The following is a 14,656-nucleotide window of genomic DNA, read 5'->3' on the forward strand; positions in this document are numbered from 1 at the left end:
AACATTTTTTATTCCGGTACTACTTATGCCTTTTATTTTTATATAGTAAAAACGAATAAGCTGTAGGCACACAAACCATAACAATAATTAATATTATAATTGACACTTCTCCCACTCTTCCTAAAAATGCACTTATTGCAAAGAGTATTCCACATATTATCCACAAAACTCCTGCCATTCTGTGTGTTTTGTTCCAATTATTTATATCATTCAAGGTCCATGGTAGTTTTATTCCTACTGTATAATTCTGTCTGCATTTAGGAAGATAATTTCCAATGAATATAATTAAAATTCCAACTGCAACAATTACATATTTTGTAGAAGATAAATTATATCCTAATCCGTAAATAGAACATAAAGCAAAAACTATAACTGAAACTACCGGTATTGTCCATTTACTTATAGTAGCCACCACACTACCTCCACCATTATTTTTGGGGTCATTATTAATAATCACATGTAAAAGCAAATTAGCAAGTAACATAATTAACGGTAATGCAAAGCATACAAAAGCTTTAGGAGCATAATTATCTGCATTTCCTGAATAATTAAAATGTATCGGCATCTGCTTCGGTAATTTACTATATATAATTGCTCCGATAATCATAGGTAAAACACATACAATAGATGTAATTATCATCTGTTTTTTATTATTTATCTTCATCATTATTTTCCTCCCTTTCACTCTCTCCAAACTGTGAAAGCCATAATATTATTTCTTCCATAACTGATGTATTAAGCTGGTAATAAATGTAGTTTTTCTCTTTATTTTCATACACTAATCCGGCTTTCTTTAACTGATTTAAATGATATGACATTGTCGCTCCCGTCAAATCAAAATGCTCACCTATCTCTCCAGCTGACATTGCTTTATCTCTTAACAAAACAAGTATATCCCTTCTCACAGGATCAGACAAAGCCTTAAAGGTTTCATGAAAGCTCATATATTATACTCCTTTCTGCTATTTAGATTTTTTTCTAAATAGAATATACCACTTCAGAAATAAAAAAGCAATATCTATTTAGATTTTTTTCTAAATAGATATTGCTAACTAAAGAACTTTACAGTTCTAATCTATTTAAAGCAACAGACGGTTAATGTTATTGAACGATTGCTCGTCGTAAAAAAGTCTTATTGCTTGTTGTAAATAGATTATATTTGTGTCTATTTGTATAACACTTATTAAATTATTATTTCATACATAATCTGTAAAAGTTTAAATTTTCTAATCTTTTAACACTTATTACATTGTATGCTCAACTTATCAGTTTGTGATTTAACCATAAATCATTTCTGAATATATTTCATAATATTTTGTAATATATCTCAATATACTTAATCCTGATAATCCATATATTTGAGAGGGTCTTTCGGTTTATTTTTCTTTGTTACCTGGAAATATAAATTATCTCCTTCTTTTTCATAACTTGATGTTGGTTTATTTACATAGCCTATTACGCTACCTGCTTCTACAGTCTGTCCAACCTCATACTGTGGGTTTATTATCTGTCCATAAGTTGCAAAATAGTCATTTCCCATAGCAACTTTCATATAAACTCCATATTCATCATTTTGTCCTAATTCAGTTACCACACCCTTTGCCGCTGCTTTTACTTCGGCACCTTCTTTACTTTGGATGGCTATCGCAGGACTGCATTTGTACTCATCAAGAGTTGAAAAGTAAACTGTATTTTCCATATTATATTCAAGTAAAATATTTCCTTCTACAGGCCAGAGCAATTTACTGTTTTTATTGAATTTTAAATTGCTTACAACTGCTGCTGCCTCTGAAGAAAGTCCATACATATTATCTTTTTCATCCATATTTGATGCTGTATTTTCCTCTACAACCTTAGCAGTTGTAGGTTCTTCATTTACAATTTTAGTTTCTCCTTCATAACTTGAAGCTTCTTCCTCTGCCATACTTATTCTGTCACCTTCTGTTGTAACTTCTTTGCCTAAAGCATTCTGAGCAGCTTCAATGTTTTCAGAATCTACTGTTGTCTCAACCTTTGCAATTTTTTTTACATTAATTGTCTTTTCGTCTTTTTTCTGACCAATATAATAAGTACCCGCCGCAACCATGGTAAGTGCAACAAAGCACACCACTAATGAGGCCATAAATTTTTTGTCCATAAAACTATCGCATGTCATATTTTATAAAATAATCCATGCTCTCCTTTCTTTAACTTTGTTATAGTTAAAGTATGGACCAAAATATTATTTTCTATTCAGCTATCGTCACATCATAAAATTTTTTTAATATTTCTTCGTATCCCATTCCCTGCTCTCCATATTTTTCAGCCTGATTCATGCTTAATCCAAATCCATGCCCTTTTCCTTTAGTAGTTATTTTTATTTTGTCATCTATGTACTCTAACGTGATATTTGAACTATCTACATTTAAAGCATTCGCAAAATCTTCACCCGATATACCGGTTTCAAATATTTTTACAGACACAGCATATTCACTACTATCCTTTGCTATATTCGTATTTTCTATCATTTCATTTACCGTTATGTTTTTTAAATCGATTTCATTCTTTTCATTATCGTAAATTATAATTTTAGCTTTTTCCATTTTATCCGCTAATTCAGCCATTGTAAAATAACGTTCCATTTTGTAATCACTATTGTTATAGTCATCCTGACATACACCTGCTAACAAATAGCCATATTTTTCTCCTAATACTTCTAATCCGTTTCTTGTCATTCCTCCACTTATTTCATGATATAACGGAAGAATTATTTCTCCCTTATTTTTCATTACCATCAGTGCTGTTTCATTCATTACTTTATCAATTATCTGCATTTTACTTTTAAATTGCTCATTATTACTACTTCCCACAATATTTTTCACTACATCTAATGCACTTTTTTTACCTTTTAATTTTTTTTCATCTTTGCACACTTTAATCATTTTTTCATATGACATATAAGGAAGTCCTAATTCATCCGCTTCAATTTCCTTCTTATTTTTCATCATGTAAGCTATATACGTTCTGTCTACAACTGCCTGCGCTTTAATTGTTTCTATATTATTTTCCAAACTCATTTGTGCAAATAAGACACAGGGAATAAATTGTTCCACATCCATTTTTGTTTTATAACCATTTCCATCTATAACAATATATTTATTAAATTTTTTGCCATCATCCTGTTTTGTTCCTGTCCCCTTTATATAAATCAATAATCCTATCAAAGTTATTAATACAAATATAGCTCCAACAAATTTTTTATTAACTTTCATATATACTTTCAACCAAAGTTATTATTATATTGTATTCCTTTTTATTATCTATAATTCAACTTATATTTTTTATCATACACTAATCATTTTTTAAATACAGGTAAAAAAATACCACCTAATCTTTCGACTGAGTGGTATCTACTTTAAATAATATTTTTGTGGATATGATTCTTTTTTTCTACTCCATTATATAATGTCATATTCTTTCATAAGTTTATTCTGGTACTCAATATCCTGGGCTGATTTTTCTAAGTCATCGTATCTTTTTTCTGACAGCAAAATTTTATTAAGTCTGTTAATATTTTTCTGAGTTTCAATTTTACCTTCACTTTGACCTAATGCCCTTCCTTTTTCTTCTCCAGCCTTCAGACCCTCTCTATATTTTAGATTCATTTCCATCTGTAATGACATATACTCTCGCCTCCATCTCTCATTTTTTCTGGCTGCGATTACCTTTCTGTCTATCCTTCTCGTAAGTTCACTTTCAGGTTCGCTGCCGTCAAAATATTCCAATAATGATTTCAGTTCCTTATTTATGTCACTTTTATCGCCTTTTGTGTTTAGAAATATCTTATGCGTTCCATCATTTAACTTGATTTCACTATCTTCCAGGCATACATTTTCAAACTCGTAAACACTTCTTCCTTTTTCAAAAAAATCAAATGTACAGATAAATATGACATAACTTTCCTTAAGTATATCATATGATTCGCCTTTTTCAATCATGTTTAAATCTATTATTCCCTGATAATATCTTGATCTTTTTGGTAATTCTTTATAAGTTGTCGTCTGCATTTCGAGATTGAATACTGTGTTGTTGTCATCCTCAACATATATGTCGAGTCTTATCCCTTTTGCGGTAATTCTTTATAAGTTGTTGTCTGCATTTCGAGATTAAAAACTGTGTTGTCGTCATCCTCAACATATATGTCGAGTCTTATCCCTTTTGACTTCACTGTCATCTGTATTGTTTCTTCATAATCAACATATACAATATCCCTTATTTTTATGTTTAATATATTTTCCAACAGTGGTTTACACAATTCTTTTTCACATAAAACTCGCCTTTATAAACACGGACTTGCCCTATATAATAAAAAAAGAAGCATTTCTGCTTCCTTATCTGTCATTCATGTTTATTCTGTTACGGTTTTTGCCGTTTTTAAATTTATCTGTCATTCCTGCGTCTTTTCTGTCTTGTCCCTCTCTCTTTTGCTTCGGACATGGTTAATGCCCAGTTCCGGAATCGAACCAGAGACACGAGGCACAATTCTTTTTCACTCATGACTTTCGCAAAAATGAATGGGTCTGTTATGTCTAATTCTTCGTACTTCTTCAATAATCTCCTCCTTGACGCTTTATTTTAATAGAACTTATTTTTATTACAGTTTCATCACAGTCTCACATTGTATATGTTTTTTCATATATTATACATATGTTTAGTGATATGTCAAGATGTTTAATTAAATATAATACAAAGCAAAAAAATGCTATTACATCTGATTTCTCAAAATGTAATAGCATTTTTATATATTATAATTTACCCTTTAGACAATTGTAATTGTCTTCTATTTTTTCATATAAGCATAAAATCATAAAACTTTACACTTTCATATTTTATATACATAAGATATATGTAAATGTAAATCTATATTTACATCATATCCTACATATCTACTTTCACTTTTTCAAGATGCCAGATATCATCTACATATTCCTGAATTGTTCTGTCAGATGTAAATTTACCAACATGAGCAACGTTAAGCATTGCCTTCTTAACCCAGCCTTCCTGATCTTTATAAGCTTCTTCTACTCTCTTCTGAGCTTCAGCATAAGATCTGAAATCCTTTAAGATGAAATATCTGTCTGCTTTATCTGTTGACTGTGTATTCAACAATGAATTGTAAATATCTCTAAATCTTTCAGGATCATCAGGTGAATAGAATCCATTGATTAACTGCATTAATACTTTTCTGATATCCATATCTTCATTGAATATCTGCATTGGATCATAACCACCATTATTTTCATAATTGATTACTTCATCACTTGATAAACCAAATATAAATGCATTATCAATTCCAACCTCTTCAACGATTTCAACATTAGCACCATCCATTGTTCCAAGAGTTAAAGCACCATTTAACATAAATTTCATATTACCTGTTCCTGATGCTTCCTTAGATGCTGTAGAAATCTGTTCTGAAACATCTGCTGCCGCAAAAATAATTTCTGCATTTGATACACGATAATTTTCAATAAATACAACCTTAATCTTACCATTAATTGATGCATCGTTGTTAATTACATCAGCAACGCTATTGATTAACTTAATTGTAAGTTTAGCAATCTTATAACCTGCAGCTGCCTTTGCACCAAATATAAATGTTCTTGGATAGAAATCCATATCCGGATGTTCTTTAATCTGGTTATATAAGTACATAACATGTAAAATATTAAGTAACTGACGTTTATATTCATGAAGTCTCTTAACCTGAACGTCAAATATTGAACGTGGGTCTACATCAATACCATTATGTTCTTTAATGTATTTAGCAAGACGAACCTTGTTCTGATATTTAATATTTGCAAATTCAGCCTGAGCTTTCTTATCATCTGCATAAACTTCAATTCCCTGAATCTTAGGTAAATCAGTAATCCAGTCATCTCCTACTTTTCCTGTTACCCATTCTGCTAACAATGGATTTCCGTGAAGCAAGAATCTTCTCTGTGTGATGCCATTTGTCTTGTTGTTAAACTTCTCTGGGAACATTTCATAGAAATCTCTAAGTTCCTGTTTTTCAAGAATTTCTGTATGAAGTTTTGCAACACCGTTAACTGAAAATCCTGCACAAATAGCTAAGTTAGCCATCTTAACCTGACCATCATAAATAATAGCCATCTTTTCAATCTTTCTATGATCTCCAGGGTATTTATTTTCAATGTCTATAATGAATCTTCTGTTGATTTCTTCAATAATCTGATAACATCTTGGAAGTAATCTTGAGAATAATTCAATTGGCCATTTTTCAAGTGCTTCACTCATAATTGTGTGGTTAGTGTAAGCACAGCACTTAGATGTAATTGCCCATGCTTCATCCCATTCTAATAAATATTCATCCATTAATAATCTCATAAGTTCTGCAACTGTAAGTGTAGGATGAGTATCGTTCATCTGGAATACTACCTTTTCAGGAAGCTTGCTTAAATCATCATGTTTTGTCAAATATTTCTTGATTGCTGTCTGTAAGCTTGCTGAAATAAAGAAATACTGCTGTTTTAATCTTAATTCTTTACCTGCATAATGATTATCATTTGGATAAAGAACTTCAGTGATTGTCTTAGCAAGATTTTCCTGTTCAACAGCTGCCATATATGCACCTTTGTCAAATTCATCTAAATTAAAATGTACAATTGGTTCTGCATCCCAGATTCTAAGTGTATTAACTACGTTGTTTCCATAACCTACGATAGGCATATCATAAGGGATTGCACGAACTGCCTGATATCCCTCCTGGATAAAGTAGTTTCTTCCGTCTCTGTGTTCAACTCTTACGAATCCGCCAAATTTTACTTCGCAGGCATATTCTTCTCTCTTTATTTCTAATGGATTAACATGTCTTAACCAATCTTCAGGGATTTCCTTCTGATATCCATTTTCAATCTTCTGCTGGAACATACCATATTTGTATCTTATACCACAACCGTAAGCCGGATATCCTAATGTAGATAAACTGTCAAGGAAGCAGGCTGCAAGACGACCAAGACCACCATTTCCAAGTGCTGCATCAGGTTCCTGATCTTCAATTACGTTTAAGTCTAAACCAAGTTCTTCGATAGCTTCTTTGATTTCATTTCTACTTGATAAATTGATAATCATATTTCCCAATGCTCTTCCCATAAGGAATTCCATTGATAAATAATATACTGTTTTAGCATCAGCCTTTTCATATGCTTTCTGTGTAGCAATCCACTGATCAATAACGATATCTTTTACTGCATATGCAACTGCTACAAACTTATGTCTGTCTGACACTTCTTCCAGAGTTTTTCTGTAAAGCATCTTAGCTTCATCACGGACTTTTTTCTTAAATTCTTCTTTAAAGATTTCAGCCTCTGTCTTCACTGTTTTTGCCATTTAGTTTTCCTCCATAATTATTTACGGTACTTTTCTTATCTTAAGTATTAAGTGACGAATAGAATATTATCCGTCACTTTACAAAGCTATCTGTTAGTATATTTATTCGGGTTAAGTATTACTGCACTTTTTCTACACCAAGAGTAACTTTCTCACCGTTAATATTCCACTCTTTCGAGTACCCTTCGATTTTATCAAAAACGATTTCATTTGCCAACACTTCAGCCTTAATTTCGTCTAAATTGTCAGTAACTACTTTAATAATTGAATCGTTTTTAGAAACATTAACTACGATTTTATCCATGACCTCAAATCCGGCTTCTTTTCTCATAGTCTGAATCTTACTGATTATTTCTCTTACAAAACCTTCTTCAATTAATTCAGGTGATAAATTAGTGTCTAACACTACAGTAATATTGTTGTCACTTTCTGATACATATCCTTCAACCTGAGCTGTATCAATTAATAAATCATCTTTTTCAAGAACAACTTCTGTTCCATCGAAATCAAATTTTAATGCGCCTTCAGCATTTAACTGTGCCATTGCTTTATTTCCATCTAATTCAGCAAGTGCAGCCTTAATCTTTCCTAATACTTTTCCATATTTAGGTCCAACTGTCTTAAGCTGTGGTTTAAATGAATATGAAGTAAATGCACTTACATCATCTGTAAATTCAACAGTCTTAACATTTAATTCATCTTCAATGATTTCTTTGTAGAATTCAGATAAATCAAATTCTGCCTTAACCATCATCTTTCCGATAGGCTGTCTGTTCTTAATACCTGATGCATTTCTACATGCTCTACCCATTACTACAACTTCAAGAACATTTTCCATGTTTTCTTCTAATTCTTTATCAATGAAAGCTTCATTAACTTCAGGGAAGTCACATAAATGAATACTTTCAGGTGCTGTTGCGTCTACATTCTTAACGATATTCTGATAAATATCTTCTGTCATAAATGGAATCATAGGTGCTGCTGCCTTTGATACAGTTACAAGTGCTGTATATAATGTCATGTATGCATTAATCTTATCCTGTGGCATATCTTTCGCCCAGAAACGTTCTCTTGAACGTCTTACATACCAGTTACTCATATCATCTACAAAATCATCTAATGCTCTTGCAGCTTCAGGGATTCTGTAATTTGCAAGATTATCATCAACTGATTTAACCATAGTGTTAAGTTTTGATAATAACCATTTATCCATAACACTTAACTTATCATAATTAAGTGTGTATTTTGTTGGGTCAAACTGGTCAATTTCAGCATATAAAACATAGAAAGCATATGTGTTCCAAAGTGTTCCCATGAATTTACGCTGTCCTTCCTGAACTGCTTTTCCATGGAAACGGTTTGGAAGCCATGGTGCTGAGTTAGTATAGAAATACCATCTTATTGCATCTGCTCCATACTGTCCTAATGCTTCGAATGGATCAACCGCATTACCCTTTGACTTACTCATCTTCTGACCATTTTCATCCTGTACATGACCAAGTACAATAACATTCTTATATGGTGCTTTGTCAAATAATAATGTTGATTCAGCCATTAATGAATAGAACCATCCTCTTGTCTGGTCTACAGCTTCTGAAATAAAATCTGCCGGGAACTGCTGTTCAAATAAGTCCTTATTTTCAAATGGATAATGATGCTGTGCAAATGGCATTGCTCCTGAATCGAACCAGCAGTCAATAACTTCCGGTACTCTCTTCATTGTGCCACCACATTTTTTACATTTGAATGTAACTTCATCAATATATGGTCTGTGTAATTCTACTTTTGCATCATCAGGATTTCCACTTCTTTCTGCTAATTCTGCACGGCTGCCAATTGATTCCTGACATCCGCAATCGCAGCATTCCCAGATATTAAGCGGTGTACCCCAATAACGGTTTCTTGAAATACCCCAATCCTGTACATTTTCAAGCCAGTTTCCAAAACGTCCTTCACCTATTGATTTTGGAATCCAGTTTACTGTATTGTTATTTGCAACAAGCTTATCCTTAACTTCTGTCATCTTGATAAACCATGATTCTCTTGCATAGTAGATTAATGGTGTATCACATCTCCAGCAGTGTGGATAATCATGTTCAAACTTAGGTGCGTCGAATAACTGTCCTCTCTTATCAAGGTCAACTAATACCTTAGGGTCAGCATCCTTAACAAATAATCCTGCATAAGGTGTATCGTCTGTAAGCTGTCCTTTATCATTTACAAGCTGTACAAATGGAAGGTCATATTTACGTCCTACATTAGCATCGTCTTCACCAAATGCCGGTGCGATATGAACGATACCTGTACCATCGCTCATAGTAACGTATGTGTCACATGTTACAAAGAAACCTTTCTTTCTCTGCTTATCAGCAATAGCTTTTGCACAATCATATAATGGTTCATATTCTTTATTTTCAAGGTCTGCACCCTTCATTGTTTCTAATACTTCATAAGCCTTTTCATCTTCTGTAGCAAGCTTACCTAATACTGTGTCTAGTAATGCTTCTGCCATATAGTAAGTATATCCGTCAGCAGCCTTTACTTTACAATATGTGTCGTTAGGGTTAACACAAAGAGCTACGTTTGATGGAAGAGTCCAAGGTGTTGTTGTCCATGCAAGGAAATAAGCATCTTCTCCAACAACCTTAAATCTAACGATTGCTGAACGCTCTTTTACTGACTTATATCCCTGTGCAACTTCCTGCGATGAAAGAGGTGTTCCACATCTAGGGCAATAAGGTACAATCTTAAATCCTTTGTATAATAACTTCTTATCCCAAATATTCTTAAGAGCCCACCATTCAGATTCAATGAAATTGTCATCATAAGTTACATATGGGTTATCCATATCAGCCCAGAAACCAACTGTTCCTGAGAAATCTTCCCACATTCCTTTATATTTCCATACAGATTCCTTACATTTCTTGATGAAAGGTTCCATACCATATTCTTCAATCTGTTCTTTTCCATTTAATCCTAATAACTTTTCTACTTCAAGTTCTACAGGAAGTCCATGAGTATCCCATCCTGCTTTTCTTGGAACCATATATCCCTTCATTGTTCTGTATCTTGGGATCATATCTTTAATAACACGTGTTAAAACGTGTCCGATATGTGGCTTTCCATTAGCTGTTGGAGGTCCGTCATAAAAAGTATATGTTGGTCCCTGCTTTCTGCTTTCCATACTTTTTTCAAAAATGTCATTGTCTTTCCAGAATTTTTCTGTTTTCTTTTCTCTTTCTACAAAGTCGAGATTTGGTGATACTTTGTTGTACATATTTTTTACTCCTTTACTAAGTATTAAATAAGTTTCTTAAAAATTTGCTGTAATAAAAAGAAAAGACATCCGCCCATAAAGGACGAATGTCTGTTATTCGTTTAACCACCTTTACAGCATACTTAAGTTTCCTTGCATATGTGTTCCCTGTAACGGAGGAAATCCGTCAACTCCTACTTAAATAACTTCCGTCAAATTAAGTCAGTCGTTATTCAGTCATTCATTCGGGTTGAAACTCCGGAGTGATATTCATATACCAGTTACTTGTATCCGGCTTCCACCATCCCGGACTCTCTATTACTTTTACTACTATATTACTGTCTCCATCAAAGTCTTTATCATATTGCGAACAAATTCGCTTTCTATGTCTCTTGACACTTACATTATATTATAGTATCGCATTTATTAATTTGTCAATTATAAAATTATTGATATCAAGTTAACTACTTAAATTTATTTAGCACTAAATATAATCATTTTAAATTTATCACATTTATATTTTATCATAACTTTAATTTGCCTGCGATGGCTTAACTATTCCGTTTCCCCATCCATATTCAACTTCCTTATAATTGTTATTTACAATCTTTAAAATTTTGTTGAACAAATAGTTGTGTGCTATAACTGTATTCATCTTAGAACCCTGATATAAATCATCTGCTATATTATACATAGAGAAAGATTTTATGTCACCATAAGCTATTGTTCCATCTTCTAAAATTGCATAAGGTCTTACATAATATGTCATACTATATCCCTGTGCTGAAAAATCAGATATATTCATTGTTCTTGCATAATATGATGCTGTCTGTGAATCTCCATAAACCTTGTCTAATTTGCCCTTTGCAGTTGCTGCACAATTATATACATATTTATTATCGCTGTTTATAATCATATCATTTACAGAAATAGGATTTTTTTCTGTAACTACTCCATAAATAACTCCGACTTCACTTACTTTAATATTCTCAATTGCATTCTCTACAGAATAAATACTTCTAATACCTATTGCACCATCAACGCCACCAAAACATGTACTCATCTGATTTCCTTCAATCTTTAAGGAATCTGTTAATATTGGAGCCTTAATATTATATACGGCAACTTCATATATAGAATATCCATATGTTAAGTTTCTGGCTGTTCCCGTAATTCGTATGTATCTTGCTGTCTTTCCATTATTAAATACAATCTCATCCAAACGATTATTTTCTGAAGCAGCATCTCTTATGTCAGCAGCTGTAGTATAATTGTTGCCATCTGTAGAAAGTTCAATAATGTAATCCCTTGCATTAGCTGCTTCCCAATTAATTGCTACTTTTTTCAAGCCGGAATATACCTGACCTAAATCAACAACTATGTTCTGAGGATCTTTATATTCACTTCCCCATCTTGTCCCCATATTTCCATCAACAATATTTTTAGCTGAATTCTGTCCTGATGACGCAACGACATTTTCATTTCCTGTTATGATATTCTTATATGCAACCGAATCTATTTTAATATCAGTGTCGTACTTATAATTTCCATTAACCTGAGTGCTTGAATATTCATAATCCTTTTCACCAAGATAATACTCTTTAGACCATTTTACTTTTAACCATTCAACACGATTTTCAAGCCAATCTCTTAAATAATTAACAGCTGCATCAAATGATGCCCATCCGATATTTGCATAACTATATCCGTCTGCTGAATCTTTTACTGTTTCACTCCATCCGGCTCCGCCATTTTCAACGGCAGTGTAATTTCTTCTGTAAGAATTTCCATATTCTTTAAGAAGTGTATTTATCTCACTATTATCCCCACTATATAATGCAGTGATATCATCCATTTTTTCATAAAATCTATTTACTACTTTTAATTTAAATTCTTTTATGGATGTTAATTTATCAAACCATTTCATATCAGTTGCTTTCCAATATTTATAGTCTGTAGCTGCATCTCCATAGTAATGAGGGGCTACATTTCCACTTGAGAGGTCAAAATCCCATGCCGGGCCTGCGTATATTTTATACTTTTCATCACCTGTCTTTTTTGTAATGTAAAATCTTGTTGAGCTATATGCAATATCCTGATTTTTAAATATTTCACTTACAAGATAAAAATTAACAAATGACTCTACATCAATATATTTTTCTACTTTTGAAAAATCACCTGTTGCAAGGGCATCTTCAAAACCATTGAGTATTTTTAAAGTGCTTTCTTTCTTTTTTTGTATTGCCGCAGTGTCTTCCGGTGTATCGGAATCAAACATATCTCCTCTTTCAGGGGAACCTATGTTAAATCTCTGTTCATATCTTGTTGTAATAAGATAATCTACACCTTCTTCATCTTTTTCATTGTTCTCTAACTCAATTAAAATATCATCACTTTCCGGATTTTCCGAATCAATATTAACTCTGTCCGTACCGGCTTCAACGGATTCAACTAAAAGATAATTTCCCATATATCGGCCGTTTAAATATAAGTCAACAAATCTTGACTGTGATGTAAATGGAATTCCAAATGCTGTATTTAAATCCAGTGCAAGTTTGTTTCTTATTAAAGATTTATCAAATGCATTTGCAAGAAGGCTCCATTTCTTTGCTCCTGCTCCGGTACCGTCAAATGCAGAGCTTAAGCCGAACAAATCTTTCTTTTTGTTAAATGTAATATTATATGCTTTTTTGTCTGCTAACGCAGTTGAATTTCCACGCACCTTAATTGTTGTTTTATTTGTAGCATCAACAATATCTTTATACTTTCCCTGATTATCTATTGCTGTAATTGATGCTGTCAATTTTCCCATGTCTTTATTAATTTTTAAGGCGTCTACATTTTTATCCGTTTCAATATAAATCTGGGCAATATCATCATCTCCTGATGAGTTTTCTTTATCAACTATAACTCCTTCTGATTTGTCAGATTCCGTACCATCTGCGTAAACAGCTGTAAGGTAAAATGTATGCTCACCATTTGAATATTTGCTCAATTGCTTATTTGTTAAATATTCACCACTGCTCTTTACAGATTTCACAACAGTTGCCTCATTATCAATATACACGTTATATGATGTTGCATTTTCTACTGAATCGAATTTCAGCACATAAATTCCCGTATACTTTCCATAATTAATAACCTTAAAGTTTGTTGGAGCCTTGGTTGATGTTGACTCCTCAGTTTCATCTGCCCTGGCAATGTAATTGAAATTAACTCCCGATATCATCATAACCATTGCAAGAACTATTGCGAATACCTTTCTTAATTTTTTTTGATTCATAAAATCTGTTATCTCCTTAAATAATTCCCTTTTTCATCAAATCTCTTACTAAATATTTTATCTAATAAAAATGTTTTTCACAATAATAAGCTCATATGGGAAATAATTTTTATAGAGTTATTTTATCTCTGTGAATCATTGCACACAAAAAGCACATTACATTAGCGGCTTCTTTACACTAACGCAACATGCTTTTTTTATATCATAGTTATTTTTCTAATATTCTGATTTTAATTATTTAGTCTTAACTGATGTTTTTCCTGACCATTTTCCATATACCTTTTCATCATTTGAAACAGCATACCCTCTTACTCTTATATAATATTTTTTGTTACTCTTTAATTTTTTCAAAACAACTGTTGTCTTTGCTACATTAATTGTCTTTGTTGTCTTTTTTGTAAACTTCTTACTTGTTGAATACTGAACAATATATCCTTTGGCATTTGTTACTCTTTTTAAGGTTATCTTAATTTTCTTTTTTAATGATTTCTTTTTAGTAATCTTTGCCTTTCCAACAGTTAAAATATTTTTATCAGCTGTCGGTTGTATAGTTGACTGATTTGCTCCGTCATTATTTGTTGCTTCTGTAACTTTTATTGTCTGTTCCTGTTTATTAGTAGTCTGCTCAGGCTTCTTTGTAGTTGTTTCTGCAATCTTAGTTGTTGTCTCAGGCGTTTTTGTTGTCTGTTCCTGTTTATTTGTAGTCTGCTCAGGCTTCTTTGTAGTTG

11 protein-coding genes are annotated in these 14,656 nt (G+C 32.3%); all 11 read right to left on the reverse strand.

The genetic code is table 11. The features are described 5' to 3' along the window. Nucleotides 1-19: 19 nt before the first annotated feature. The gene (locus ABMA45_RS05975) at nucleotides 20-667 is read right to left on the reverse strand and encodes an SdpI family protein (RefSeq protein WP_022088977.1); all 648 of its coding nucleotides are present in this window, start codon (nucleotides 665-667) and stop codon (nucleotides 20-22) included. Further along, complete coding sequence (locus ABMA45_RS05980) at nucleotides 651-944, reverse strand: autorepressor SdpR family transcription factor (protein WP_022088978.1); 294 nt, start codon at nucleotides 942-944, stop codon at nucleotides 651-653. Before ABMA45_RS05980 ends, ABMA45_RS05975 begins: the two co-directional genes overlap by 17 nt. 392 nt (nucleotides 945-1,336) lie before the next feature. Beyond that, the gene (locus ABMA45_RS05985) at nucleotides 1,337-2,137 is read right to left on the reverse strand and encodes a peptidoglycan DD-metalloendopeptidase family protein (protein ID WP_158562667.1); all 801 of its coding nucleotides are present in this window, start codon (nucleotides 2,135-2,137) and stop codon (nucleotides 1,337-1,339) included. Between the two features lie 91 nt (nucleotides 2,138-2,228). Beyond that, nucleotides 2,229-3,251 (reverse strand): SpoIID/LytB domain-containing protein, encoded by a 1,023-nt coding sequence (locus ABMA45_RS05990; RefSeq protein WP_022088980.1) that lies wholly within the window; start codon nucleotides 3,249-3,251, stop codon nucleotides 2,229-2,231. 186 nt (nucleotides 3,252-3,437) lie between these two features. Next, the gene (locus ABMA45_RS05995; protein ID WP_348029942.1) at nucleotides 3,438-4,115 is read right to left on the reverse strand and encodes an Rpn family recombination-promoting nuclease/putative transposase; all 678 of its coding nucleotides are present in this window, start codon (nucleotides 4,113-4,115) and stop codon (nucleotides 3,438-3,440) included. Beyond that, the gene (locus tag ABMA45_RS06000; RefSeq protein WP_348029937.1) at nucleotides 4,097-4,279 is read right to left on the reverse strand and encodes a PD-(D/E)XK nuclease family transposase; all 183 of its coding nucleotides are present in this window, start codon (nucleotides 4,277-4,279) and stop codon (nucleotides 4,097-4,099) included. Before ABMA45_RS06000 ends, ABMA45_RS05995 begins: the two co-directional genes overlap by 19 nt. Nucleotides 4,280-4,419: 140 nt before the next feature. After that, nucleotides 4,420-4,590 carry a hypothetical protein gene (locus ABMA45_RS06005; RefSeq protein ID WP_348029938.1) on the reverse strand — a complete coding sequence of 57 codons (171 nt, stop codon included), beginning with the start codon at nucleotides 4,588-4,590 and terminating at the stop codon, nucleotides 4,420-4,422. Between the two features lie 327 nt (nucleotides 4,591-4,917). After that, nucleotides 4,918-7,389: a glycogen/starch/alpha-glucan phosphorylase gene (locus tag ABMA45_RS06010; protein WP_022088982.1), complete on the reverse strand. Its 2,472-nt coding sequence runs from the start codon at nucleotides 7,387-7,389 to the stop codon at nucleotides 4,918-4,920. 118 nt (nucleotides 7,390-7,507) lie between these two features. After that, on the reverse strand, nucleotides 7,508-10,666 hold the full coding sequence (gene ileS, locus ABMA45_RS06015) for an isoleucine--tRNA ligase (protein WP_022088983.1): 3,159 nt from the start codon (nucleotides 10,664-10,666) through the stop codon (nucleotides 7,508-7,510). Between the two features lie 511 nt (nucleotides 10,667-11,177). Next, entirely contained in the window at nucleotides 11,178-13,928 is a 2,751-nt protein-coding gene (locus ABMA45_RS06020) for a CotH kinase family protein (RefSeq protein ID WP_022088984.1), read from the reverse strand. A 234-nt stretch (nucleotides 13,929-14,162) separates the two neighbouring features. After that, on the reverse strand, nucleotides 14,163-14,656 hold a 494-nt coding region (locus ABMA45_RS06025; protein WP_348029940.1), incomplete at its 5' end, for a fibronectin type III domain-containing protein.

It is taken from the genome of Eubacterium sp. CAG:156, assembly GCF_000434315.1.
GTDB lineage: Bacteria > Bacillota > Clostridia > Lachnospirales > Lachnospiraceae > Eubacterium_U > Eubacterium_U album.